The sequence below is a fragment of the Enterobacteriaceae bacterium ESL0689 genome, assembly GCA_029433525.1.
Lineage (GTDB): Bacteria > Pseudomonadota > Gammaproteobacteria > Enterobacterales > Enterobacteriaceae > JAQTIF01.
Genome location: JAQTIF010000002.1, coordinates 616,386 through 643,121, shown reverse-complemented (window position 1 = coordinate 643,121; position 26,736 = coordinate 616,386). Strand labels below are relative to the sequence as shown.

Here is a 26,736-nt window from a genome sequence, read left to right as displayed (position 1 = left end):
ATAAATAAAAATAAAATTGAAGTTCTTAAATAATGAAATACTGTTTTATTATGTTGCTATATATGAAAATAAAAGAGAAGTTTTTTTTTATCAGTATGTGATAGAGGTCAAATAAGATTTATAAAATATTTTCTCCGCGCATGCATAACATATCTTATTGATATTTATAATGATTTTATGCTACAGATGAAAAATTACACATTGCGGTTACATTTGCTGCATTTTTTATTATCAATAAATGGAAATAGCTATAAAGTATATTGCAAAAATTGACATTGACTGTTCAGATTCGCGTGTTCCGTTGTCAACGAAATGGTTTGATATGAATAAAATCAGGAGTGACTAAAGGGGTCGATCCCTTTTTTGAGTAATAATCTGAAACGCAATATCGCTATCCCATTAATAATAAGAAAACTCGTTTCAATTAATGTGCCACCAATAGTGCCGAGCCACAGGTTATAAGCTACCCACTGTGCGGTTGATAACCACATGATGACTCGCAGTTTTAACCGTGTCGCAGTAAAAAAAGCGATGGTACTCATTACTGTGCCAGATACGGGTAATATTTCCATTCCGTGTTTTATATCAGGAGCAGCCAGAGCGAGTACCAGAAAAATAAATATATACATAAATATTTTTTTTCTGAAGTAGATTGAAATCAATGTTCTGACTGAAGTTAATAGTGCACTAACCCCCGCAGGTGTGGCACCGAGAAAAAAATAGTGCAGAGAAATACATGATGAATAGATGACAAGTCGCTGTTTTAATTTTTTATCATCACGTTGTATGAAGACAGTTAAACCAATAAAGAAAGCAAGGATCCCAATACATTGACCGATATAATATAAACTATTGTCAGTAAAATTCATGATAAGGATCCTTTATCAGCACAGAAGTCCCCTGGCCACGATAAAAATATTTATCGTGGATATAATTATGCTTTTGCAATAAAATCCAGGCGCTGAGGGGTAAACGTATCTAATAGTATACCGGCTTCCAGACAAACACAACCGTGCATCACATTAGGTTCTTTATAAAGTGTGTCACCGGCCTTAACAACATGAACCTCATTGCCAATAGTAAATTTAAAAACACCCGATAAAACATAGGTCAGTTGTTCATGGGGATGATTATGCAAAGTGCCGACCGCATCTTTTTCAAAATGAACTTCTACGGCCATCATTTTACCACCATGAGCAAGTATTTTTCTTTTTATTCCTGCACCCAGATCTTCAATCTCTATTTCATCATTAAATACAAACACATTAACCTCCAGCATAAAAATAAAATAAGTAGTTAAAAAACTACTTATTTATTATTCATGATATATGATTGATTACGGTTGTTTACCGATATAGGCTAGTATACCACCATCAACATATAAAATATGACCATTAACAAAATTTGATGCATCAGAAGATAAAAAGATTGCTGCACCGGCTAAATCATCAGGTGTTCCCCACCGCCCAGCAGGTGTTTTGGCAATAATAAACTGGTCAAACGGATGGCGGCTGCCGTCACTCTGTTTTTCTCTGAGCGGTGCGGTTTGCGGAGTCGCAATATATCCAGGACCAATCCCATTACACTGGATATTTTCTGCACCAAATTCGGAGCAAATATTTTTGGTTAACATTTTCAGGCCACCTTTAGCGGAGGCATAACCAACAACAGTTTCACGGCCCAGCTCACTCATCATTGAGCAAATGTTAATGATTTTACCATGACCTTTTTTGATCATTGACGGTAATACAGCTTTTGCCATAATAAATTGACCGACAAGATCAATATCAATGATTTTGCGATAATCAGTCACTGATGTTTCTAACATCGGTTGCCGCTGAATAATACCTGCGTTATTGACCAGAATATCAACAACACCGACTTCGCTTTCAATTTTATTTATATTAGCAGCAACACTTGCTTCATCAGTGATATCAAACAAATATCCGTGAGCATGAATTCCGGCAGCTTTGTAAGCGTCCAGTCCTTTTTTTAGATTAGACTCATTGAGATCATTAAAGACGATGGTTGCACCGGCACTATGAAGTGCCTTCGCAATTTCAAAACCGATGCCGTATGAGGCTCCCGTCACTAGCGCAATTTTATCTTTTAGAGAAAACATATTAATAACAGACATTTTCAACTCCACGGAAAGAGATTAAATTATTTTTGATTTAAAATTTCATCCGGTACTTTCGCTAAGTACAGTGCGGGAACGTCTTCTGCATCACATGAATATAAAACATATTTATTATCAGGTGTGAAAGAAGGATGAGGATGAGTCACTTGCCTGTCACCATTTAAAACCTGCCATGAACTGTTATGTTTTACCAGTTTATACGCTTGTTGGTTTTTAGGTGTTAATATATACAACCAGGGGTCGTTCTCTATCTTATAAGCGGAAGTATCTTTAACATCGACAGGGCTTCCTGTACCATCACCGATATACATTGTGCCATCGTCATTACTCATTAAATGCGAGCAAGCGGGCATTTCCATGACTAAGTTATCTTCGTTGGTGGTCGGATTATAGGTACGAATATAGCGTTCCTGCTGGCCTTTTATGTAAGAAACATAAGCCAGTGACGAACCATTCGGGATCCAGAATTCGTGAGTGCAGCTTTCACCTGGTAAATGGTCATGAACCTTACGTTCATTTGCACCATTACGATCAATGAGCCACATTCTGGAATCCACTAAATCGTGCGGGCCTTCATGGCAAAAAGCAACGGTATTATTATCATGCGGACGATAAATAGGATGACCCAGCCAGGTATTTTGCTCAAGAATGACATGAGTGGTTCCCGTTGCGATGTTGATATTAATGAGTCGGCACAACGGTTTTTTATGATAGAACTCTTTAAAGATTTTCCAGTCACTCAGTGGCGTCCAGTCACGCTTCGAGATTTCAATACCGACAATATCGGTACAATCTGAGTTAGCAACCCAGGTACCATAACCTACCCACTCATCAGGAACAGTGTAGATTGTCTTTTCTTCTAATGTTTCAAGATCAACACGTTGTAAACATTTTTCGTTTTTAACGTAAAAAAGGTATTTATCATCCGGCGATAAAAAACCACCAAAGGTGTTATCACCTTTTCCTTCAGTTAATTGTTTTGCTGTTTTTTCGTTTAGATCAAGTAGATAATAATTTCTGTTTTTATCAAATTCACCGGCAAAAATTAATTTTGAGCCATCGTTAGTAAAGCATTTTTGATAAAAATAGTTTCTATGGCAGAGAATACCAGCAGGTGTTAAGCGAATAATCTCATTATTTGATTCACTGTCTACTGATACCACGAAATCAAGAGGTCTAATATCACCCTTAGCCATATATCCTCACTTAAAATGTAAGCTATAAAATATAATATGTTAAAAACTTCCAGACATGGTGCATAACCTACCGGAATCGGCAAAGATAAACCGTGATCATGATCACGGCGATGAAAGATATCAAAACATCGTTTCATTTTTATTGAAATCTATTGTCAAAAGTTCAGGATTACTATATGCTTACTGCCATGACTGGTTTTATGATTATTCTGCTGATAATAAAGTGTTTTATGTAGTTTTATTCTAATTTGAGGTTAAAAATGAAAATCGCGCTAATGAATGAATTTAGCCAGGCGGCTAAAAATAGCATCATTTTAAACGAACTGAACACTGTCACATCAACGAAAGGATATTCTGTTTTTAATGTTGGGATGAGTGATGATAATGATCATCGTTTAACTTATGTCCATCTTGGCATTATTGGTGCTATTCTTCTGAATAGTAAAGCGGTAGACTTTGTTATTGCTGGTTGTGGCACCGGACAAGGCGCACTGATGGCGCTAAATTCCTTCCCAGGTGTTAATTGTGGTTATTGTATTGATCCAACTGATGCCTATCTGTTTGCCCAGGTGAATAATGGGAATGCGCTGGCGCTGCCTTTTGCGAAAGGGTTTGGCTGGGGTGCTGAGCTGAATATTCATTATATTTTTGAAAAAGCGTTCGATGGTGAGAAAGGGATGGGATATCCACCAGAGCGTCGTGAATCCCAGAATGCTAATGCTATTATTATGAATAATATGAAAAATGCTATGCATAAACCTTTCATTGAGTGCTTAAAATCACTCGACCAGGAGCTACTTAAACATGCGATTTCTGGCGAGCGTTTCCAGGACTGTTTCTTTAAAAATAGCCAGGATCAGGAATTAACAAATTATATCCGTGGTCTGTTAGCTAAATAATCCCATCCCACTGTTAATAAAAAATAGGCTAATTAGCCTATTTTTTTGTTTTATAGAAACATGATGAATTTATCTCAATATCAATTAATTATGCAGGAATTGCTGTCATTACCCCAGATCATTGGCTATCTGGGTTATCTTATTGGTGTGAGTACATTTTTTCAAAAAGATGATCATAAATTCCGTTTTCAGCTCACCCTGGTCAATATTACGATGGCAATCCATTTTTATTTATTAGGACCGGATGCTTATGTCGCGGCCATTCTGAACATTATCAATATATTCAGAAATATTGCTTCTATGCATACGCGAAATATTCTGGTGATGTTATTTTTTATCATTCTGATGTGGTGCCTGAGTTTACCTGCTCTCAGTGTGCCGATCCAGTATCTGACGGTTATCGGTACGACGCTTGTCACCTACTCACTGTTTCGCTTAGAAGCTCAAAGGATGCGCATCGGTATTTTAATCAGCAGTTTGCTATGGATTATTTATAGTCTCTGGGCAGGCTCCATTGGCGGATTAGCGATTGAAATAACATTTGCCATCGCAAATATTATTACGATTTTAAAAATAAAGAAGAATACTGTTCCATGTTAACTGGTAATCTCATTGCTGTACAGGAATAAAATTCCCGGGAAAAATCACTTCCTGTAATTCTTATATTAATTGACTATCAGTGATCAAAGTGTGCTTGCGACAGGCAAAAATTATATTAATGGATAATCATGAAATCCCATTTTCTCAGAAATATTTTTTCCTGCATGCTTAATTAAGCTAACGTACTCATCTATTTTGTTCTCATCGAAACGAATTGTCGGAAAGGAGATCGATAAACCCGCAATGACCGTGCCTAAACGATCGTAAACAGGTACGGCAATACAACGAATCCCGACTTCCTGCTCTTCATTATCTTCTGCGTAAAATTTTTGTCGCACAGTACTTAAACCTTCAAGAAATTGCTCTCCATTCTCCAGGGTATTTTTTGTGTTCTTAACGAAAACAATTTTACTTAAACATTGTTTGATAAACTCATCATCTTTCCATGCGAGTAAAATTTTACCAATTGCCGTGCTGTACAATGGATTACGACGCCCAATCCGGGAATACATCCGTAAATTATACGTTGAGTCAACCTTATGTATATAAATAATCGCATTGTCATCAAATGTGCCTAAATGTACAGCTTCATTTGTCACTTCACCAATCCGGCGCATTTCTTTATCTGCAATCTCAATGAGATCAACGTACTCGAGCGCTTTGGCACTGAGTTCAAACAATTTTAAGGTCAGCGAATATTTATCGGCATCGCCTTCCTGAGCAACAAAACCAAGCGATTTCATGGTTTGCAGGAAACGATACGTTGTTGCTTTTGACATCATCAGGCGGGTAGAAAGATCAGTGACACCAATCTCTTTTTGTTCACTTAATGCTGTTAAAATACTAAATACTTTTGTTACCGAGGAAACTGATTCAGATTGGTTGGTCTTATTCATTTTTTATTTTTCATCCCTATAAAAATAAATACCTTAGCGCATTTATCAGGTATTTTGACATCAATACTTACTAACGCATTGTAATCATAGAAGGATACTGATTCACAAGCAAGATTTTTTTTCAAAACGCCGTTTCATTTGTTGCAAAAAAACCTAACTTGATGTTTAATGAAACAATTAAATTTACTTTTAATGTGCTTTTTAACACCGGGTTAAGCTTAGCAGGAAGGAAAAAATGGTAGTCAAAAATGTCGCTGTGATTGGCGAGTGTATGATCGAAATGAAAAAAATAGGCAGCACTTATACCCAAAGCTTTGGCGGTGATACGTTAAATACCGCAGTCTATTTTTCTCGCTTAACGAAAGATGATCCTATCAACACCTATTACTATACTGGTTTGGGTCAGGATAAATTTAGCCATGACATGCTTAAGCAATGGCAGGGCGAAGGTTTACATACGCAACATGTCGCTATTTCAGAGCATCATATTCCAGGTCTTTATATTATTGAAACAGCGCCTGATGGTGAGCGTCAGTTTTTATACTGGAGACAACATTCAGCCGCAAAATATTGGTTAGAAAGCGTTGATATCGCATCCTTACAGCAACAATTTAATGACTGTGCCTTTATTTATCTGAGCGGTATTAGCCTTGCCATCCTGCCTGAAAGTTCTCGTCAGAAGTTATTTAGTTTATTATCAAATGCTCGCCAGAATGGCTCAGTAATTATATTTGACAATAATTATCGCCCATCATTATGGCCTTCCGTAGAGGTCACAAGAAATACCTATCAGACCATGCTTTCGTTGACTGATATTGCATTTTTAACACTCGAAGATGAAACGGCACTTTATGGCAATGAGTCACTGGAAGAAGTGATAACCAGAAGCCAGGCGATGGGCGTTAATGAAATCATAATAAAAAGAGGCGCCCAACCCTGTGTCGTTGTAATTGATCAACAACGTATTGAAGTTGCTGCTTCGAAGGTAGCTCATGTTATTGATACCACGGCGGCAGGTGATTCATTTAGTGCAGCCTATTTAGCCAGTCGACTCAAAGGAAATAGCGCGGAGCAATCTGCACAGCATGCCCACTTATTGGCAGGAAAAGTTATTCAATATCATGGAGCGATTATCCCACAACACGATATGCCTGAAATTTAAGGAGTATTTAATGAGCCAGATTATTGAGCAATTAAAAAATTTTAAAGTTATTCCTGTTATCACCATCAATAAGGTATGTCATGCATTACCATTAGCTAAGACACTGATTGATAATGGATTACCTTGTGCAGAAATCACGCTCAGAACGCCTGCGGCGATTGAAGTGATACAAAAAATTCGCACTGCATATCCGACATTACTAATTGGCGCGGGAACGGTTCTTACCACTGAACAGGTTGATCAGGCGTTGCATGCGGGAGTTGATTTTATTGTCAGTCCCGGATTTAATCCCAAAATCGTTGCGTATTGCCAGAGCAAGAATATTGCTATTATTCCGGGCATTAACAATCCCAGCCTTGCTGAACAAGCCTTAGAATTTAATTTATCGGTGGTGAAATTTTTCCCGGCGGAACCCTCTGGTGGCGTCGCTATGCTAAAAGCGCTGAGTGCGGTATATCCGATTAAATTTATGCCCACCGGTGGCATTACCACGAAGAATATTGCGCAATATTTAGCATTACCTTCGGTTATCACCTGTGGTGGCTCCTGGATGGTTCCGACTGATCTGATTGAGCAGGAAGACTGGGCAGCACTGGGAAAATTAGTTTACGAAGCGGCACATCTGTAAGCACACGATGAAGGATCTTTGCTATCAAAAGATCCTTTTATCCTGATACTGAAATAATTGATCACGCCTGTATTTCTATTTCGCCACCGGTTTAGCGCCCAGCAATCAATATTATTTTACTGATCTGCCTGGGCCATCATTCACCGCAACATCACGTCTGCTGTTTCTCACACTCTTGATCACCAGAAAAATCGGGCCCACAACCCAAGCGATAGCATTAATAACCCTGGCTTTAGGAAGAGTATGCGGCAAAAATGCCCTTTTACCTGATATATAACCACCCACAATCAGATTAATAATTTCTACTTCAGTAGTGGTAGGGATGCCATATTATTTCAATCATCCGTGAATGATTTTACTGTCAATATTTCGGCGATAACTTCGCTAATCACAGCGATATTTTCTGGATTATTTTCAGCACCGTATCGCATCCCCTCCCGCTGCTAAGCGCCTATCCCATTAGGCGTTATTGGCGTAGCCAGTTTGGACACGGACAGCGCGGAGAAACCGCAGCGTACACGGAGTACGTGAGGATTTCGAGCACTGCCCAGGGCCAAAATGGCAAGTAAAATAGCCTAATGGGATAGGCTCTAAAAAGCATTGACGACACCACAGGATGTCGTGGCCAAAAGCCTGAATATTGCCGTTGCCGAAGACAGGGCCGGACAAATGAAAGCACAACGATTTTTTATCAGCAAAGTGAGCAATTATGAAAATCACCCTACCTGACACCATCATGACGGCCAGTATCAGTCGCCGTAATCTGGTGAAAACATCGGCGATGGGCAGCCTTGCGCTGGCCAGCGGTGCTTTCACCCTGCCCTTCGCTCGTGCCGCTAACCCGGCGTCCTCCGCAGCCGTCGAAGAAAAAGCGGTCTGGAGTGCCTGCACCGTTAACTGTGGCAGCCGCTGCATGCTGCGGCTGCATGTGAAAGACGATTCCGTCTATTGGGTTGAGTCGGATAACACCGGTAACGATGAGTACGGTAATCATCAGGTTCGCGCCTGTCTGCGCGGGCGCTCTATTCGTCAGCGGATGAATCACCCGGACAGGCTGAAATACCCGATGAAACGTGTTGGTAAGCGCGGCGAAGGAAAATTCGAGCGTATCTCCTGGGAGGAGGCACTGGATACTATCAGTGATAATCTGCAACGTGTGCTGAAAGATTACGGCAACGAAGCGGTACATGTACTGTATGGCACCGGGGCGAATGGCGGCAATGTTTCCAACTCCAAAGCTCCCTTTCGTCTGATGAATGCCTGTGGCGGCTTCCTGAGTCGTTATGGCAGCTATAGTACCGCACAAATCGGTGCCGCAATGAGCTATATGTTTGGCCGCAACGACGGTAATGGCCCGGATGATATTGCCAATACCCGCCTGGTGGTGATGTTTGGTAATAACCCTGCCGAAACACGGATGAGTGGCGGCGGCGTGACCTATTTTGTCGAGCAGGCGCGCGCCCGTTCTAATGCCCGGATGATTATGATCGATCCGCGTTATAACGACACCGCGGCCGGGCGCGAGGACGAATGGTTACCGATCCGCCCGGGGACTGATGGCGCATTGGCCTCCGCCATTGCCTGGGTACTGATCACTGAAGATTTAGTCGATCAGCCATTCCTCGATAAATACTGCGTCGGCTACGATGAAACCACCCTGCCAGCGAGCGCTCCGCGCAATGGTCACTATAAGGCGTATATTCTTGGTGAAGGGCCCGATGGGATCGCCAAAACGCCGCAATGGGCGGCACAAATCACCACCATTCCGGCAGATAAAATTATCAAGCTGGCACGGGAAATTGGCGCCGCCAAACCCGCTTATATCTGTCAGGGCTGGGGGCCACAACGCCACTCCAACGGTGAACAGACTTCCCGTGCGATTGCCATGTTGTCCGTCCTGACCGGTAATGTTGGCATCAATGGCGGTAACTCCGGTGTCCGGGAAGGGACCTGGGATCTGGGTGTTGAGATGCTTTCTTCCCTCAATAATCCGGTCAAGACACAGATTTCGGTCTTCACCTGGACTGACGCCATTGAGCGTGGCGCGGAAATGACCGCCACCCGTGATGGGGTACGTGGTAAAGATAAGCTTGATGTTCCGATCAAATTCCTCTGGTGCCATGCCAGTAATACCCTGATTAATCAGCACAGCGATATCGCCCATACCCATGATGTGTTGCAGGATGACAGCAAGTGCGAAATGATTGTTGGCATTGAGCATTTTATGACGGCATCGGCAAAATACTGCGATATTCTGTTGCCCGATTTGATGACTACGGAACAGGAAGATCTTATACCGCATGAATATGCCGGTAACATGGGATATGTGATCCTCGGGCAGCCAGCAACTTCGGCGAAGTTTGAAAGGAAACCGATTTACTGGATCCTCAGTGAGATCGCGCGTCGTCTCGGCCCGGATGTGTACCAGAAATTCACTGAAGGGCGCACACAGCATGAATGGGTGCAGTATTTGTATGCGAAGACCAAAGAGCGCAATCCGGAGATGCCGGAATACGAAGCGATGAAGCAGCAGGGGATCTTCAGGAAAAAATGCCCGCAGGAGCACTATGTTGCCTTCCGCGATTTCCGCGAAGATCCACACGCCCATCCGCTGAAAACCCCCTCGGGCAAAATTGAAATTTACTCTGAACGACTGGCCACTATTGCCGAGACCTGGGAGCTGAAAAAGGGTGATATTATCCATCCGCTCCCCGCCTATACCACCGGCTTTGATGGCTGGGATGATCCAGCTCGCCAAACCTATCCTCTGCAACTGATTGGTTTCCACTACAAAGCGCGTACCCACTCCAGTTACGGCAACATTGATTTACTCCAGCAAGCCTGTCCGCAAGAGGTATGGATCAATCCGCTGGATGCCAGCGCGCGTGGTATCCAGCACGGTGACACAGTACGGGTCTTTAACCGCAACGGACAGATGCTGATCGCCGCCAAAGTCACACCGCGCATTTTGCCCGGCGTCACCGCCATCGGCCAGGGGGCGTGGCTGAAAGCAGATATGTTTGGCGACAAAATTGACCACGGTGGTTCTATTAACATTCTGACCTCACACCGCCCTTCACCGCTGGCAAAAGGGAACCCCTCGCACAGTAATCTGGTTCAGGTTGAGAAGGTATAAGGAGTAACCGATGACAACTCAGTATGGATTTTTTATCGATTCCAGCCGCTGCACCGGTTGTAAAACCTGTGAACTGGCCTGTAAGGATTACAAGGATTTATCGCCCGATGTCCACTTTCGCCGTATTTATGAATATGCTGGCGGCAACTGGCAGCAGGACAACGGGATCTGGCAGCAAAATGTCTTTGCCTACTATCTGACCATTTCCTGTAACCACTGTATCGATCCGGCCTGCGCCAAAGTCTGCCCAAGCGGGGCGATGCACAAACGGGAAGATGGCTTTGTGGTCGTGGCGGAAGATGTCTGCATTGGCTGCCGCTATTGTCATATGGCCTGCCCTTATGGCGCACCACAATATGATGCGAAGAAAGGACATATGACCAAATGTGATGGCTGTTATGAGCGCGTCGCGGAAGGTAAAAAACCGATTTGCGTCGAGTCCTGTCCGCTGCGGGCACTGGACTTTGGCCCGATCGATAGTTTGCGGCAAGAGCATGGTGATCTGGCGGCCGTGGCGCCCTTACCGGCGGCGCATTTCACGCAGCCGAATATTGTCATCAAACCGAATGCTAACAGTCGCCCGACTGGCGATACCAGCGGTTATCTGGCGAATCCGAAAGAGGTGTAAAATGGGAAATGGATGGCATGAATGGCCACTGGTGCTCTTTACGGTACTGGGGCAATGCGTTGCTGGCGCACTGATTGTCAGCGGAGTGGGCTGGTTGGTCACCACCGAGGCCGCTGCCCGGCAGCGGCTGGTGCGTAATCTGTTTTTTCTGTGGCTGATGATGGGGCTGGGGCTGCTCGCCTCGACGCTGCATCTGGGGTCACCGCTGCGGGCGCTGAATTCACTCAATCGCGTCGGTGCCTCCGGGCTCAGTAACGAAATTGCGGCAGGCGCCACCTTTTTCGCTGTCGGTGGCCTCTGGTGGCTGGTGACCATGCTGGGCAAAATGCCGGAAGCGCTGGGTAAGATCTGGCTACTGGTCAGTATGGTGCTGGGGCTGATCTTCGTCTGGGCGATGACCCGCGTTTACCTTATCACGACGGTTCCCACCTGGAATACCGGATATACCACACTGGCCTTTTTCATGACCATGCTGTTAAGCGGCCCCCTGTTTGCCGCGCTGCTGCTGCGCCGCGCTGGCATTACCTTTAACAATGTCCTGCTTGCCCGTATCAGTGCCCTGGCGCTGATCGTCAGCATCGCAGTGATCATCTTACAAGGGATGTCGCTGGCGACCATTCACAGCTCCGTACAACAGGCGACGGCGCTGGAGCCGGAGGGGGCGACATGGCAGGTGTGGCGTGTGGTGTTGTTGACCGTCGGACTGGGTTGCTGGATTTGCCCGCTAATCCGCGGCAAAATGCCACCGAGCGGCGGATTATTCGCCGCTCTGGTGCTGGTACTCATCGGTGAGATAATCGGTCGCGGTCTGTTCTATGGCCTGCATATGACTGTCGGTATGGCGGTGGCGGGTTAGGCTATTTGTGCGGGGTTATCCCCGCACTTATCCGGATATGACAAATGACTGATTTTACAAAACATGATGATTTTTCCATCGCCGCACGCATCCTCGGTGCGCTGTTTTACTTTACCCCTGAGAGCACCGAGGCTTCACCACTGGTTCTGGCTTTTACCGCCGATGACTGGCAAACCCAATGGCCGCTGCCTGCCGAGACGCTGGCTCCGTTAGCCCCCGCCTTTAAATGTCACAGCGATGAACCCCTCGCCGACGCTTTCCAGCGTTTATTTATCGGCCCTTATGCGCTGCCCGCTCCTCCGTGGGGATCGGTGTGGCTGGATCATGAAAGCGTCTTGTTTGGCGACTCGACGCTGGCCCTGCGCCAGTGGTTGCGTGACCACAATATCCATTGCACAACCGCGCAAAACGAGCCGGAAGATCATTTTGGTGCATTACTGCTACTGACCGCGTGGCTGGCGGAAACAGGACGACACGACGAGTGCCAGCAATTGTTGGCGTGGCATTTGTTGCCGTGGTCTTCCCGTTTCCTTGAGGTGTTTATTGAACACGCAGGGCATCCGTTTTATCAGGCTTTAGGCGAGCTGGCCCGTCATACCCTGGCTCACTGGCGGTCTCAGCTGCTGATCCCAGTGGCGGTCAAAACGCTGTTTCGTTAATTATTCTGCTGCTGACAAGGCTGGCAGACTATCCGCGCTCTGCGACCAGGGGATAGCCTGTCGCTGACTAAGCGCCTGGCGTAGCAGAGAGCGTTAGCTTTTTCTCATCATCAGCCACAGGCTGATCAGGAAGAAACTGGCACAGGGCAGCAATGCACCAATCACCGGTGGAATACCGTATACCAGGGTCAGCGGGCCAAATATCTGATCCAGCACATAGAAAATAAAACCAAAGCTAATACCGGTTATCACCCTGACCCCCATGGGCACACTGCGTAATGGGCCGAAGATAAATGACAGGGCCATTAACATCATGACCGCCACTGACAGCGGCTGAAAGATTTTATTCCACATATTGAGCTGGTAACGACCCGCGTCCTGGCCACTGGACTTCAGATAAGTAATGTAGTTATACAGACCGCTTATGGATAATGCCTCGGGATCAAGGGCGACAACCCCCAGCTTATCGGGCGTCAGTTGGGTTTTCCAGACACCACTGACTTTCTGCGATCCAATAATTTGCTTCGGGTCAGTGAGGCTGGATTCATCGACCCGCGACAGTTGCCAGACCTTATTCTGCTGATCAAATTTGGCTGTCGCGGCATAACGTACCGTTTGTAAGCGATGCTGATGGTTAAAGGCATAGATGCTGATGCCGCTCAGTTCATTGTTTTCCTTAATGCGCTCGATATAGACGAAATCCTGACCATCTTTCGCCCATATTCCCTGCTGAGTGGATAACAATGAACCGCCATACATTTTCTGAGCGCGATAATTACGCGCGATTTGCTCCCCTTGCGGCGCTACCCATTCACCGATCGCCATCGTCAGTAGCACCAGCGGGATCGCGGTTTTCATCACCGCCAGCGCGACCTGAAAACGGGTGAAACCCGAAGCCTGCATTACCACCAGCTCACTGCGCTGTGCCAGCATGCCCAGGCCAAGCAACGCCCCTAACAACGCCGCCATCGGGAAAAAAATCTGCACATCTTTCGGTACGCTGAGTAGCGTATACAGCCCGGCGCCCAGCGCATCATACTGGCCTTTACCGGCTTTTTTTAACTGATCAACAAACTTAATAATGCCTGAAAGCGATACCAGCATGAATAACGTCATCATGATGGTGCTGAAAATGGTCTTGCCGATATAGCGGTCAAGGACGCCAAACGCTTGCATTATACCGATCCTTTACTAAAACGGGCGCGGAAGCGGCGCATAGGAAGTGTATCCCATAAATTTAATAAAACTGCCAGGGCAAAATAGGACAAATTGACGATCCACATCCAGAGTACCGGATCGATTTTTCCTTTACCACCGTTGGACTTAATCGAGGTCTGCAACAGAAAAAATATCAGATAGAGCAACATGGCCGGTAACATTGACAGTACCCGCCCCTGGCGTGGATTGACCACACTCAGCGGCACTACCATCAACGCCATGATGAATACCGCCAGTACCAGGGTGAAGCGCCAGTGTAGCTCCGCACGGGCGCGGTCAGTATGAGTATGCCATAATGTACGCATATCCATCTGTTCTGAATCATCCGGGTCGGCGGCGACCTCCTGATGACCGATGATGGCCTGATAGTTTTTAAAATCAGTGATCCGGAAATCGTGCAGTATCGCCGTTCCTTCAAAGCGGGTGCCCTGATTGAGAGTGATCACCTGAGTGCCATCCTGCAGGGGGGTGATATCACCGGAATTAGCGATCACAACGGAAGGCCTGGCGTTGCCTTTCGGCCTGATTTGCGCGAGGAAAACATCCTCAAAGTGCCTGCCGTGGACATTTTCAATAAACAGCACCGCGCTACCATCACTGGTTTGCTGAAATTGCCCCTGAACGAGCGCCGCAATCCCCGGATTGGCTTTCGCTTCCGCCAGGGTCGCATCCTGATAGCGAGACGACCAGGGACTGAGCCACATCACATTGATGGCGGCGATAGCCCCGGTAAAGCACGCCAGTATCATGGCTGATTTTATCAATACGCCCCGGCTCAGGCCGCAGGCATGCATCACGGTAATTTCACTGTCCGCATACAGCTTACCCAGTGTCATTAACAGGCCAAGAAACAGGCTTAGCGGCAGAATTAACTGGGCCATTTCTGGTATCCCCAGTCCCAGCAGGGAAAAGACTAAATTAGCCGGTACTTCACCATTGACAGTGGCATTGAGGATCCTTACCAGTTTCTGGCAAAAGAAAATAAGAAGCAGAATAAACAGGATCGCCAACTGGCTTTTCAGCGTTTCACGAACCAGGTATCTTATGATTATCACTATAAATACGCCCGTAAAAACCCATTTTATTGCAAGAAAATTGCTTGTTTCATGGCTTAAAGGTCATTTATTCTCTTTAATATCACTAAGATTAAATGACTCATCACTTCCCGATATCAGAGAACTTTTGCTGAATCCGGGTGGTAGTAAGATTAACATGAAGCTACCGCTACAACAGAGATAGTTACGAAAGATTGCCATCTTACCCGTAGCCAGCGCGGTTGTCTTTAAGATTCAGGAGCGTAATCCATGGAGTTCAGTGTAAAAAGTGGCAGCCCGGAGAAGCAGCGGAGTGCCTGTATTGTCGTCGGTGTCTTCGAACCACGCCGTCTCTCCCCGATTGCTGAGCAACTCGATAAAATCAGCGACGGTTATATCAGTTCACTGTTACGTCGGGGGGAGCTGGAAGGAAAAGCAGGACAGACACTCTTGCTGCATCATGTTCCCAATATCCTGTCAGAACGCATCCTGTTAATCGGCTGTGGCAAAGAAAGAGAACTGGACGAACGCCAGTATAAACAAGTCATTCAGAAGATGATTAACACCCTCAATGACACCGGCTCCATGGAAGCGGTCTGCTTTCTGACCGAGCTGCATGTGAAGGGTCGCAATAACTACTGGAATGTCCGTCAGGCGGTGGAGACCGCGAAAGAGACGCTGTACAGCTTCGATCAACTAAAAACCAACAAAAGTGAGCCTCGCCGTCCGCTGCGTAAAATGGTTTTCAATGTCCCGACCCGACGTGAACTGACCAGTGGTGAACGGGCGATCCAGCACGGTTTGGCCATTGCGGCCGGCATCAAAGCGGCGAAAGATCTTGGCAATATGCCACCCAATATCTGTAACGCCGCTTATCTGGCCTCTCAGGCCCGGCAACTGGCCGATAACTGGAGCCACAGTATCTCGACCCGGGTTATCGGTGAACATCAGATGCACGAGCTGGGGATGAACGCTTATCTGGCTGTGGGCAGCGGTTCGCAAAATGAGTCGCTGATGTCAGTGATCGAATATAAAGGTCATCCTTCGCCAGAAACGCGCCCGATCGTGCTGGTTGGCAAGGGGCTGACCTTTGACTCCGGCGGGATCTCCATCAAACCTGCCGCGAATATGGACGAAATGAAATATGATATGTGTGGTGCCGCGGCAGTTTATGGCGTGATGCGGATGATCGCAGAACTGCAGTTACCGCTGAATGTGGTCGGTATCCTCGCCGGTTGCGAGAATATGCCTGGCGGCCGGGCTTGTCGCCCTGGCGATATCCTGACAACGATGTCAGGACAGACGGTAGAGGTGCTGAATACCGATGCCGAAGGTCGCCTGGTACTGTGCGATGTGCTGACTTATGCCGAACGTTTCGAACCGGAAGCGGTGATTGATATCGCCACACTGACCGGTGCCTGCGTGATTGCGCTCGGCCACCATATTAGCGGTCTGATGGCTAACAATAACGCCCTCGCCCATGAACTGATCAGCGCTTCCGAACAGGCGGGCGATCCGGCCTGGCGCTTGCCGCTGGGCGAGCAGTTCCAGGAGCAACTGGAGTCTAACTTTGCCGATATGGCCAACATCGGCGGACGGCCTGGCGGAGCGATTACTGCCGGATGCTTCCTGTCACGCTTCACTCGCAAATATAACTGGGCACACCTTGATATCGCCGGTACGGCGTGGCGTTCAGGCAGCGCCAAAGGCGCGACAGGCCGCCCGGTGGCGCTGTTATCGCAATTCCTGCTTAACCGCGCTGGCTACACCAGCGAAGAGTCATAACCATTCAGGCGATAACCCGAAGCGAATACCATGAAAAACGCCACGTTCTATCTTCTCGACCACGACAATATCGTTGATGACCTTAGCGCTGTCGAACAACAGGTATGTGACATTGCGGCGGAACGCTGGCGTAGTGGTCAACGTGTGCTGATCGCTTGTGAAGATGAACAACAGGCTATACGTCTTGATGAAGCGTTATGGCGTCGGCCGGTTGATCATTTTGTTCCGCATAATCTGGCGGGAGAAGGGCCGCGCGGTGGTGCGCCTGTAGAGATAGCCTGGCCGGAAAAACGCAGTCATACGCCACGGGACATTCTGATCAGCCTGCGGCGAAGCTTTGCAGATTTTGCCACCGCTTTCACAGAAGTGATAGACTTTGTCCCTTACGAAGACACATTGAAACAACTGGCGCGTGAACGCTATAAAGCGTACCGCATGGCTGGTTTCACTCTGAATACGGCAACCTGGAAATAATGGACAAAACATATAACCCCCAAGATATCGAACAGCCGCTTTACGAACACTGGGAAAAGCAAGGCTATTTCAAACCTAACGGCGATGAAAGCAAGGCCCCTTTCTGCATCATGATCCCGCCCCCCAATGTTACCGGCAGTTTGCATATGGGGCATGCTTTCCAGCAAACGATTATGGATATCCTGATCCGCTATCAGCGTATGCAGGGTAAAAATACGCTGTGGCAGGTGGGGACTGACCATGCCGGGATCGCCACCCAAATGGTGGTCGAGCGCAAAATTGCCGCTGAAGAGGGAAAAACCCGCCATGATTACGGGCGTGATGCCTTTATCGATAAGATCTGGCAATGGAAAGCCGAGTCCGGCGGCACCATTACCCGTCAGATGCGTCGACTGGGCAACTCGGTAGACTGGACACGTGAACGTTTCACGATGGACGAAGGTCTTTCCAGTGCGGTGAAAGAGGTGTTTGTCCGTCTCTATCAGGAGGATCTGATTTACCGCGGCAAACGGCTGGTCAACTGGGACCCTAAATTACGCACCGCCATCTCCGATCTGGAGGTGGAAAACCGCGAGTCGAAAGGTTCGATGTGGCATATCCGTTACCCGCTGGCCGATGGTGCCAAAACCGCGGAAGGAAAAGATTATCTGGTGGTCGCCACCACCCGTCCGGAAACGCTGCTGGGAGATACCGGTGTCGCCGTCAATCCACAGGACCCACGCTACCAGAATTTAATCGGCAAATTCGTCATTGTGCCGCTGGTCAACCGTCGCATCCCGATTATTGGCGATGAACATGCAGATATGGAGAAAGGCACCGGGTGTGTAAAAATCACCCCGGCTCATGATTTTAATGACTACGAAGTTGGTCGTCGCCACCAGTTACCGATGATCAATATTCTGACCTTTGACGGCGATATCCGTGAAACTGCCGAAGTGTATGACAGCAAAGGTAATGCCTCCACGGTTTACCATGATCACATTCCGCCTGAATTGCAGAAATTAGAGCGTTTTGCGGCCCGTAAAGCGGTGGTCGCGGCCATCGAACAGCTGGGCTTGCTCGAAGCGATTAAACCCCATGATCTGATGGTTCCCTATGGCGATCGTGGTGGCGTGGTGATCGAACCCATGCTCACTGACCAGTGGTATGTCCGCGCCGATGTGCTGGCGAAACCGGCGGTGGCAGCGGTCGAGAATGGCGATATCCAGTTTGTCCCTAAACAGTATGAGAACATGTACTTTTCCTGGATGCGTGATATTCAGGACTGGTGTATCTCGCGTCAGCTATGGTGGGGACACCGTATCCCGGCCTGGTACGACGAGCAGGGCAAGGTCTATGTCGGACGCAGCGAAGAAGAGGTACGCCAGCAACATCATCTCGGTGCTGAGATTGCCTTACGTCAGGATGAAGATGTGCTGGATACCTGGTTCTCCTCCGCCCTGTGGACGTTCTCTACCCTCGGCTGGCCAGAAAATACCGACGCCTTACGCCAGTTCCATCCCAGCAGTGTAATGGTCTCTGGTTTCGATATTATCTTTTTCTGGATTGCCCGCATGATCATGATGACCATGCACTTCATTAAAGATGAAAACGGTAAGCCACAGGTTCCGTTCAAAACCGTCTATATGACCGGCCTTATCCGCGACGATGAAGGACAGAAAATGTCCAAATCCAAAGGTAATGTTATCGATCCGCTGGATATGATTGACGGTATTTCACTGCCCGATCTGGTGGAAAAGCGTACCGGCAATATGATGCAGCCGCAACTGGCCGCCAGAATTGCTAAACGCACAGAGAAGCAGTTCCCGCAGGGGATTGAGCCGCATGGCACTGACGCACTGCGCTTTACCCTGGCGGCGCTGGCCTCCACCGGGCGCGACATCAACTGGGATATGAAACGTCTGGAAGGTTACCGCAACTTCTGTAATAAACTGTGGAACGCCAGCCGCTTTGTGCTGATGAATACCGAAGGTCAGGATTGCGGCTTTCAGGGCGGCGAGATGACCCTGTCGCTGGCAGATCGCTGGATTATGGCTGAATTCAATCAAACAGTGAAAGCCTGCCGTGAAGCCCTGGATAACTACCGTTTCGATATCGCCGCCAGCTTGCTGTACGAATTTACCTGGAACCAGTTTTGTGACTGGTATCTGGAACTGACCAAACCGGTCATGAGCGGCGGAACGACTGAGGCATTACGTGGCACCCGCCATACGCTGGTCAGTGTGCTGGAGGGGCTGTTGCGTCTGGCACACCCGGTCATTCCTTTTATTACTGAAACTATCTGGCAGCGGGTCAAAGTGCTGTGTGGTGTCACCGCTGATACCATCATGTTGCAACCCTTCCCGCAGTACGATGCCAGCCTGGTGGATGAAGTCGCGACAGCAGATACCGAATGGCTGAAACAAGCGATCACGGCGATACGTAATATCCGTGCCGAAATGAACATTGCGCCCGCTAAACCCTTAACGCTGTTACTGCGTGATGCCAGCGCTGAAGTGGTGAGGCGGGTCAATGACAATCGTCAGTTCCTGCAAACTATGGCACGGCTGGAGAGTATCACCGTATTACCGGCGAATGACAAAGGACCTGTCTCGATAACCAAAATTGTCGAAGGGGCCGAACTGCTGATTCCAATGGCTGGCCTGATAGACAAACAAGCTGAACTGGCACGTCTGGAAAAAGAGGTGGCAAAAGTCACGGCCGAAATTGGCCGTATCGAAGGTAAACTGGCTAATGAAGGCTTTGTGGCCCGTGCCCCGGAAGCGGTGATTGCCAAAGAGCGTGAGAAGCTGGCAGGCTATATCGCCGCCAAAGCCACGCTGATTGAACAACGGGATACCATCGCTGCACTGTGATCCTGACGCCCTTACCCGATTGCGGTAAGGGCGTATCTGTCAGTCACAAACTGATAGCGTTGTGACTGCCAGTATAATGACCACCTTGTTCATCACTTTTATTTCGCTTATCGGGTGCGGATATGAATACAAACACCACCGTATTATTACGCCGTATTAGTGCCACAGATAATCGCGCGATCGCCGATGTGATCCGCCAGGTATCGGCAGAATACGGGCTGAGCGCTGACAAAGGCTATACCGTCGCTGATCCCAATCTGGATACGCTTTTCGAACTGTATAATCAACCACAATCGGCTTACTGGGTCGTGGTGCAGGATGGTCAGGTTGTCGGCGGGGGCGGTATCGCACCACTGGCCCAGGGGGCAGCCGATACCTGTGAATTACAGAAAATGTATTTTATGCCTTCTGTACGTGGACAGGGGATCGCCAGAAAACTGGCCGAACAGGCACTCGATCATGCCCGGCAGCTGGGCTTCAGACAATGCTATCTGGAGACTACTGCTTTTTTACAGCAAGCCACCCGGTTATACGAGCGTCTCGGTTTTGAATATATCGATAAAGCAATGGGATATACCGGCCATGTCGATTGTGAAGTCTGGATGCTGAAGCAATTATAGCCACGACGAGCGGGATGATCGCCGCGCTCTTCTCCCCTGCAGCGTGAATAGCAAAACGCCCTGCATCGCTGATACGACACAGGGCGTTTTCAAAAAGGTGAAGCTAACCGTTAAGCCGGGTTCTGTCGTGGACAGTCATTCATCTAGGCCAGTGATCGCTCACTGGCTCAAGCAGCCTACCCGGGTTCAGTACGGGCCGCACCTTATGAACCCCTATTTGGCCTTGCTCCGGGTGGAGTTTACCTTGCCATGAACTGTTACCAGCCACGCGGTGCGCTCTTACCGCACCCTTTCACCCTTACCTGATCCTGTTAACACAGGCCATCGGCGGTTTGCTCTCTGTTGCACTGGTCGTAGGCTTGCGCCCCCCAGGCGTTACCTGGCACCCTGCCCTGTGGAGCCCGGACTTTCCTCCCCTTCGCTTGTCTCTCACAGAGGACAGCGAAGCAGCGACTGCCTGGTCAGCTTCGGCGCGAAGTATAAAAGGTTTCCTTTTACTTGTCATCTTTCCCGTCTATCAATGACAGGCCGCGCCACTCCCATCCCCATGTGATACCGATCGCAAGATAAGCCTGAAAATGATTAAGCGCTGAATGATATCGTCGTTATCACTGGCCACCTGTGGTACGGTAAAGATAAAACATTTGTGGTGCTGGGTGCCGGGAATGCCAGATTACAGTTTCAGGGATTTTACTTAAGGAAAAAGAATGAACATACGTTATCCGGTACGGAAATCCGACGGACGGGAGTATAAGAACTATAACGAACTGCTGACCGATATCCGCAAAAACGCCCATGGCTGGTGGTTACTCGGCATTAATCGTTACTGGCATGGGGGCATCCATATCGGGACGTCATCATCTCCGGCTTCGGTGCTGGATCAGGAGACGCCGGAAAAATCGGTGCCGCTCCAGTTCATGATGGACGGTGAGGTGGTGGCATGGCGGGTTAACCGCGATTACGCGCTATCGAGTGTTATCAGAAACGCCCCTTGCGCCAGTCCGGCACCTTTGTGCTGGTCAAATCGGTGTACAAGCCCGACGAACAGGATGAATCCTGCTGGCTGACGCTGTATCAGCTTTACATGCACATCGCGCCATTGTCAGAATTTCCGAAACGTCCCCTTTACCGGGTCACCCAGCAAGGCCACGGGGTGCGGATGCGTCAATACTCCCGCCACGATGACAGCCGTGAAATCGCGCCGGAGGTGCTGACAAACAAACAGGGCCATGCCAGAACGCTCGTTCAGGATGACATGCTTGCCGTACTGCAACAGAAATCGTTTTTACTGGAACAACAGCCGGAGCCGTTCGCCCTGGTGCAGCATCTTCAGGACGGTAAACCCGCAGGCGATCTGTTCTGGGTCTCGATGCGTCCGGAATATCTGGAGTCTGATGGCGAATGTTACCTGTTTCTGCCTGACTGGATGCACAACGCACTGAATCATGGCGTGTTTGATGATGTGGTGGTGCCACCTGCGCCGCTGAAAGTGATGGTAAAAGCAGGGGATGCAGTCGGGTTTCTCGGTGCTCAGGATCAGGCTAGGGTGTGTCCCGTAACTATTTTTTGTACAATCTGGTATCTGTCTCACTATAGAAAGTCCTTTAGATATGGCTCGCTACGATTTCCCGGATGAGGCGTGGGCACTGATTTCTCCCATGCTACCACCTGAAAAAGCCTCTTCCAGAGGGGGACGCCCTTATTTTTCTCACAGACACGTCATGAATGGCATATTCTGGATCCTTTGTTCCGGTGCCCCATGGCGGGATTTACCTGAACGTTACGGCTGCTGGAAAACGATATATAACCGTTTTAACCGGTGGTCAAAAAGTGGCGTAATGAACAGTATTTTCAATAAATTACTTCAGATACTTGATGAAAAATCGTTAATTGACTGGGATGTCATCGCACTTGACGGAAGTAACATCAGAGCCCGAAAGCGGCTGCGGGTGCAAAAAATATCCCGATGACTCAGATGACCATGGGCTGGGTCGCTCACGCGGCGGCTTTGGCACCAAAATCCATCTGGCAACAGATGGTACAGGATTACCCTTAAGTTTCTGCCTGAGCGGTGGGCAGGCTCACGAAAGTCAGTACGCAAAACCCTTACTCAGACAAATCGGTGTTATTCGAAAAAGTGGTTGTCTGAAGTCGCGCCCCAAAGCTGTGCTGGCGGATAAAGGATACTCAGGCGGTAATCTTCGTATTTATTTAAAAACGAAGGGAATAAAGGCAGTTATTCCTTTCAAATCAAACGAAAAAGCAAGCCGTGATGGTCGTCGAACACTGGATCGTCAGTTATATAAAAAGCGCAATGTGGTGGAACGCTGCTTTGCAATACTGAAAGAAAACCGTCGAATAGCCACGCGCTCAGAAAAAACAGCCAGAAACTATCTGAGCATGCTAAAACTGGGGGCAATCAGGTTGTTTTTAAGGCGGTTGTTAGGTTAAGGGACACAGCCTAGCGAAGATAACTATCCGCAGACTATCACTACCGACTATAAGGCCCATATCGAGTTGCTGAGCCTTGATAAGCATGTGCCGGATTTGGTCGCAAACACGAAGGGGATTAAAACAGGTAAACAGTTCATCAAGCTGAAGCTGAAACGGCCGCTGTACCTGCGTAACGGCGAGGGAGAGGAAAGTACCTTTGTGCAGACGATTGCCGTTACACTCGTTGATGCCGGGAAAATTATTCCGCGTGATGCCACGTACCCGTTCACGGATAAAACCGGAGTCACCTACTTCCAGATCCGTCCGCATACGTGGATGCACCAGGACGATGTGGAGCAGCTCAGCCAGCATGATTTAGCCGGGCTAAATTTTCACTGTATTGAAGCTGAACCCACCACCGATTTTACCCGCACGCTGGATGAACGCTGGATTATTGATGCCATGAAAAGCATCTGCTCGCACTTTAACGGTGAAAAAGGCCCCGAATCGGCACAGGCAAAAATATTTTATGACAGCCTGATCCGCTGCGCTGAAAACAGAAGACCGCCCGCCCCGTATCCTGATAAATCCCAGGATGAATCACTGTTTGGCGCACTGCATACCAGCCAGATGAATATCCCGGAATATGCGCGACGGCTGATAGTGAAACACGACAGCGACTGGCACAGTACCCGCGAAGATACACGCTGGTCATCGATATTTAAGGCCAGGGATGAAAGTCCTGTGGTGAAAATGGCCAACGGAGGATTCCTGGACGCCACGCGCTGGATGGATAAGGTGCCACCGTTTGCCAGTCAGCGGTCAGTATGGCATTTTCATCCGCTGGAGTTTCTGGAGATGCTTAAACCCGCCGGAGGCAAAATCACGCTGCCAATGTTGCGAAAAATATGGACGAATACACGCAGGGGCAATGATGACGTTCTTCAACAGGTTGCCGATGAACTCAACGATAATCTGGAACGCTGCCACCTTAATACAGAAGTCAGGCTGTATCACTTTATGGCTCAGGTCTATCAGGAAACAGGCCTTGAATTTTCAATCAGTGAAAGTCTGGATTACGCTTCTCATGCCTTACCCGAAAATTTCAGATATTACAGATTACATCCAGATGAACAGCAAACAGATGGTCGTACCGAATCACATAAGGCGGATCAAGAGGCCATAGCCAATAAGGCTTACGGCGGACGGAATGGCAATACAGAGCCAGGTGATGGCTGGCGCTATAAAGGCAGGGGAATGAAACAACTTACCGGAAGAAATAATTATAGAGCGTTTACTCGGTATGCTAATAAGGTTTGGTGCGATACAGCGGATTATGAAGATAACCCAGAATTAATTACCGCATCCATAAAACAAGTTGTGCGCTCAGCATTGTTCTTTTGGGATTTTTATGGCGCTTACAAAGCAGCTGATAACGGCATAACAAAAGATGCATCATACGGTGTGACTAATATAGTAAACCCCGGTACTGGTACAAAAGATTTACGGTATGAAAATTTGATTAATTTTGTCAACGACAAAATATTTAATGGTTTTTAATGGGGGAAAAGAATAAGGACTCACCTAACGGTAAGCCCTTATTTTATTTATTGCGTGAGCGGTCATAAGAAAAAAGTGATTCGAAGTTATCTTGTATGCTTTCTTCTAAGCATTTGATTTCTTTGGTTTTCATGTTTTTCCCGCTAATTTCAACACCTGTGAATGTTGTATCCGATGGAACATTGATATCGCTTAGTGCGATAACTGAATAGTTATATTCTCCGTTATGGAATGTAATGGTATTGAAAAAATAAGGTCCAGATTTATTTCCGAGTTGAACATCTGGCGAGAAAATTCCCGAAAATTCTTTGCTGTAAAGCGGAGACTCCAGAGTTAAATCATTTTTTCTTTCATTGCCATACGTATACTTTAGAGTGTCATTCACTCGTTCTATCTTGATCGTTTTTTTGTTTTTAGTCATACACTGAAAAACTATTTCCGTATTTGCACTGGCGTTGAATGCGGAAAAAAACAGTCCAACTAAAAAAAACACAAAAAGATTTTTCACAAAATTCCCCTTAGTTTTCATCCGCACAAAGCGGTCAATTCTTCGTATTTTTTTGGCTCACATAGTGTAACACGCGTTATGTTGAACAGGCTACTGCGAGAATCGAGTACCGTAACGGCCTATTTACACATAGCCTCATTGTAAAACCAAATTACTTAGAGCTTATCTCACCAGGCATTATTGACGCAGCCAGTTTGGACACGGACAGCGCAGAGAAACCGGAGCGTACACGGAGTACGTGAGGATTTCGAGCACTGCCCAGAGCCAAAATGGCAAGTAAAATAGCCTAATGGGCCAGGCTCTTAATCATCAATAGCTATAAGTGCCCCAAGCTCACTGCCTTTAATACACTGCAAGGTAGTGAGATCTTTGTCATTCTTCATCACTGTCAGAGAAGTAGATGGCTCCTGAATATCTGCAATTCGGTCTATACTGGTTGTTAACCTGTAGCCATAATTACCATTTTTTATTATTATAGAATTAGTTGCATATCTCCCTGATAAAGCTTCAAAATTCGTTATGATTTGTTGCTTTTTTCTCGATAACTTAAGCTCAGGCTTTTTCCCAGCCTTGCCAAAAGAGTAAATGATATCATCAGAATTTTTATATAAATTTATTTGCTTGTGATTTTTAACGTCACACCTGAATATTAAATCGTTTGCGCTTGCATGAAAACATGAAACTAATAGTATCAGATAAATACATGCTAACTTTTTAGAGAATATCATAATTACTCCATTGTGTTGCTACAGTATCAATCATTAATATTTTAGTCTGAGATTAAACACATTTCCCACAAGGAATTTTAACCATATATGAAATAAAAATATAGTGCGTGGGATAATCTGTGCCGACTTATCGCTCAGCGGAACAACAGATGCACAGGCACCGCAGAGTTTGATAAACCAGAGCCACAGGAAAATCAGGGAAGCTTCAGCAGACGGTGCTTACGACACACGTTACTGCCACGATGCATTGTTGAGGAAAAAATCAGGCCACTCATCCCGTCACGAAGTGGTGCACAATACTGGTCTGAGAAGTACCATGAGCGTAACCACGCCGTAATGACGCCTGGAAAAAGAAAGTAGGCTATTACCGGCGTTCAGTGGCAGAAACAGCAATGTACCGCGTCAAAACGTTACCGGGAGGTCATCTGAGCTTGCGGGACTATGATGCGCAGGTGGATGAAGCGATGGCGATAATCAAAGCGCTGAACCGAATGACATCGTTGGGTATACCGCATAGTGTCCGGATCGCATAACGGATGTATTCGAAGGAACCATAGACTCTATCGACTACCCTTAATTTATTCAACAAAGCCCACAACATAACAAATAAACACCCATCCTTATTTGATGCGCATGTAGTACGCGTTATAATAAACAGACAGCTTAAATTAAACAGGGGTGATAACTGTCCTGATACTGAGGGGAGATGGAGAGTTAGATT

At 47.2% G+C, this 26,736-nt stretch carries 24 protein-coding genes, 1 other RNA gene and 2 pseudogenes; 17 read left to right on the top strand and 10 right to left on the bottom strand.

Going from position 1 to position 26,736, the window contains the following annotated elements; all coding sequences use genetic code 11:
* Window positions 1-332: 332 nt before the first annotated feature.
* From PT300_14800 to PT300_14785, 4 genes are all read right to left on the bottom strand, one after another.
* The gene (locus PT300_14800) at window positions 333-869 is read right to left on the bottom strand and encodes a YgjV family protein (GenBank protein MDF7681782.1); all 537 of its coding nucleotides are present in this window, start codon (window positions 867-869) and stop codon (window positions 333-335) included.
* A 65-nt stretch (window positions 870-934) separates the two neighbouring features.
* On the bottom strand, window positions 935-1,264 hold the full coding sequence (locus PT300_14795) for a cupin domain-containing protein (GenBank protein MDF7681781.1): 330 nt from the start codon (window positions 1,262-1,264) through the stop codon (window positions 935-937).
* A gap of 72 nt (window positions 1,265-1,336) precedes the next feature.
* Window positions 1,337-2,137 carry a gluconate 5-dehydrogenase gene (locus PT300_14790; protein ID MDF7681780.1) on the bottom strand — a complete coding sequence of 267 codons (801 nt, stop codon included), beginning with the start codon at window positions 2,135-2,137 and terminating at the stop codon, window positions 1,337-1,339.
* 26 nt (window positions 2,138-2,163) lie between these two features.
* Window positions 2,164-3,336: an oligogalacturonate lyase family protein gene (locus PT300_14785; GenBank protein ID MDF7681779.1), complete on the bottom strand. Its 1,173-nt coding sequence runs from the start codon at window positions 3,334-3,336 to the stop codon at window positions 2,164-2,166.
* A 260-nt stretch (window positions 3,337-3,596) separates the two neighbouring features.
* On the opposite strand from PT300_14785, the gene PT300_14780 reads away from it, so the two are divergent.
* Together PT300_14780 and PT300_14775 are read left to right on the top strand one after the other, a co-directional pair.
* Window positions 3,597-4,235 carry an RpiB/LacA/LacB family sugar-phosphate isomerase gene (locus PT300_14780; GenBank protein MDF7681778.1) on the top strand — a complete coding sequence of 213 codons (639 nt, stop codon included), beginning with the start codon at window positions 3,597-3,599 and terminating at the stop codon, window positions 4,233-4,235.
* A gap of 60 nt (window positions 4,236-4,295) precedes the next feature.
* Window positions 4,296-4,835 carry a YgjV family protein gene (locus tag PT300_14775; GenBank protein MDF7681777.1) on the top strand — a complete coding sequence of 180 codons (540 nt, stop codon included), beginning with the start codon at window positions 4,296-4,298 and terminating at the stop codon, window positions 4,833-4,835.
* 110 nt (window positions 4,836-4,945) lie between these two features.
* On the opposite strand, the gene kdgR is transcribed toward PT300_14775, so the two are convergent.
* On the bottom strand, window positions 4,946-5,731 hold the full coding sequence (gene kdgR / locus PT300_14770; protein ID MDF7681776.1) for a DNA-binding transcriptional regulator KdgR: 786 nt from the start codon (window positions 5,729-5,731) through the stop codon (window positions 4,946-4,948).
* A gap of 235 nt (window positions 5,732-5,966) precedes the next feature.
* Here kdgR and PT300_14765 point away from each other — a divergent pair, with 235 nt between their 5' ends.
* From PT300_14765 to dmsD, 6 genes are all read left to right on the top strand, one after another.
* A complete protein-coding gene (locus tag PT300_14765; GenBank protein ID MDF7681775.1) occupies window positions 5,967-6,893 on the top strand; it encodes a sugar kinase in 927 nt (308 codons plus the stop codon).
* A 10-nt stretch (window positions 6,894-6,903) separates the two neighbouring features.
* On the top strand, window positions 6,904-7,521 hold the full coding sequence (locus PT300_14760; GenBank protein ID MDF7681774.1) for a bifunctional 4-hydroxy-2-oxoglutarate aldolase/2-dehydro-3-deoxy-phosphogluconate aldolase: 618 nt from the start codon (window positions 6,904-6,906) through the stop codon (window positions 7,519-7,521).
* 709 nt (window positions 7,522-8,230) lie between these two features.
* On the top strand, window positions 8,231-10,657 hold the full coding sequence (locus PT300_14755; protein ID MDF7681773.1) for a dimethyl sulfoxide reductase subunit A: 2,427 nt from the start codon (window positions 8,231-8,233) through the stop codon (window positions 10,655-10,657).
* Between the two features lie 10 nt (window positions 10,658-10,667).
* The gene (gene dmsB, locus PT300_14750; GenBank protein MDF7681772.1) at window positions 10,668-11,285 is read left to right on the top strand and encodes a dimethylsulfoxide reductase subunit B; all 618 of its coding nucleotides are present in this window, start codon (window positions 10,668-10,670) and stop codon (window positions 11,283-11,285) included.
* A 1-nt stretch (window position 11,286) separates the two neighbouring features.
* The gene (locus PT300_14745) at window positions 11,287-12,141 is read left to right on the top strand and encodes a dimethyl sulfoxide reductase anchor subunit (GenBank protein MDF7681771.1); all 855 of its coding nucleotides are present in this window, start codon (window positions 11,287-11,289) and stop codon (window positions 12,139-12,141) included.
* A 44-nt stretch (window positions 12,142-12,185) separates the two neighbouring features.
* Entirely contained in the window at window positions 12,186-12,800 is a 615-nt protein-coding gene (gene dmsD / locus PT300_14740) for a Tat proofreading chaperone DmsD (protein MDF7681770.1), read from the top strand.
* A gap of 93 nt (window positions 12,801-12,893) precedes the next feature.
* Here dmsD and lptG read toward each other — a convergent pair whose 3' ends face one another.
* Complete coding sequence (gene lptG / locus PT300_14735) at window positions 12,894-13,976, bottom strand: LPS export ABC transporter permease LptG (GenBank protein MDF7681769.1); 1,083 nt, start codon at window positions 13,974-13,976, stop codon at window positions 12,894-12,896.
* Window positions 13,976-15,073 carry an LPS export ABC transporter permease LptF gene (lptF, locus tag PT300_14730; GenBank protein MDF7681768.1) on the bottom strand — a complete coding sequence of 366 codons (1,098 nt, stop codon included), beginning with the start codon at window positions 15,071-15,073 and terminating at the stop codon, window positions 13,976-13,978. Before lptF ends, lptG begins: the two co-directional genes overlap by 1 nt.
* Before the next feature lie 249 nt (window positions 15,074-15,322).
* Between lptF and pepA the strand changes: the two genes are divergently transcribed.
* From pepA to PT300_14710, 4 genes are all read left to right on the top strand, one after another.
* A complete protein-coding gene (gene pepA, locus PT300_14725; protein MDF7681767.1) occupies window positions 15,323-16,837 on the top strand; it encodes a leucyl aminopeptidase in 1,515 nt (504 codons plus the stop codon).
* Window positions 16,838-16,867: 30 nt separating this feature from the next.
* Window positions 16,868-17,311, top strand: a complete 444-nt coding sequence (gene holC / locus PT300_14720; GenBank protein MDF7681766.1) for a DNA polymerase III subunit chi — start codon at window positions 16,868-16,870, stop codon at window positions 17,309-17,311.
* Window positions 17,311-20,166 carry a valine--tRNA ligase gene (locus PT300_14715; protein MDF7681765.1) on the top strand — a complete coding sequence of 952 codons (2,856 nt, stop codon included), beginning with the start codon at window positions 17,311-17,313 and terminating at the stop codon, window positions 20,164-20,166. Before holC ends, PT300_14715 begins: the two co-directional genes overlap by 1 nt.
* Window positions 20,167-20,288: 122 nt before the next feature.
* Complete coding sequence (locus PT300_14710) at window positions 20,289-20,786, top strand: GNAT family N-acetyltransferase (protein MDF7681764.1); 498 nt, start codon at window positions 20,289-20,291, stop codon at window positions 20,784-20,786.
* Window positions 20,787-20,881: 95 nt separating this feature from the next.
* Here PT300_14710 and rnpB read toward each other — a convergent pair.
* An RNA gene (gene rnpB, locus PT300_14705) (RNase P RNA component class A) lies at window positions 20,882-21,255 on the bottom strand.
* A 238-nt stretch (window positions 21,256-21,493) separates the two neighbouring features.
* Between rnpB and PT300_14700 the strand changes: the two genes are divergently transcribed.
* From PT300_14700 to PT300_14685, 4 genes and pseudogenes are all read left to right on the top strand, one after another.
* Window positions 21,494-21,853, top strand: coding sequence for a hypothetical protein (locus PT300_14700; GenBank protein MDF7681763.1), 360 nt, complete (start codon window positions 21,494-21,496; stop codon window positions 21,851-21,853).
* Window positions 21,814-22,422: a hypothetical protein gene (locus PT300_14695; protein MDF7681762.1), complete on the top strand. Its 609-nt coding sequence runs from the start codon at window positions 21,814-21,816 to the stop codon at window positions 22,420-22,422. Before PT300_14700 ends, PT300_14695 begins: the two co-directional genes overlap by 40 nt.
* Window positions 22,397-23,237 (top strand): annotated as a pseudogene (locus tag PT300_14690) (IS5 family transposase). Before PT300_14695 ends, PT300_14690 begins: the two are co-directional and overlap by 26 nt.
* 66 nt (window positions 23,238-23,303) lie before the next feature.
* Window positions 23,304-24,779, top strand: a complete 1,476-nt coding sequence (locus tag PT300_14685; protein ID MDF7681761.1) for a hypothetical protein — start codon at window positions 23,304-23,306, stop codon at window positions 24,777-24,779.
* Between the two features lie 43 nt (window positions 24,780-24,822).
* On the opposite strand, the gene PT300_14680 is transcribed toward PT300_14685, so the two are convergent.
* Window positions 24,823-25,287, bottom strand: a complete 465-nt coding sequence (locus PT300_14680) for a hypothetical protein (protein ID MDF7681760.1) — start codon at window positions 25,285-25,287, stop codon at window positions 24,823-24,825.
* A 302-nt stretch (window positions 25,288-25,589) separates the two neighbouring features.
* Complete coding sequence (locus PT300_14675) at window positions 25,590-26,015, bottom strand: hypothetical protein (GenBank protein MDF7681759.1); 426 nt, start codon at window positions 26,013-26,015, stop codon at window positions 25,590-25,592.
* A 112-nt stretch (window positions 26,016-26,127) separates the two neighbouring features.
* Between PT300_14675 and PT300_14670 the strand changes: the two are divergent.
* Window positions 26,128-26,548 (top strand): annotated as a pseudogene (locus tag PT300_14670) (IS5/IS1182 family transposase).
* The last annotated feature ends 188 nt before the right edge of the window (window positions 26,549-26,736 follow it).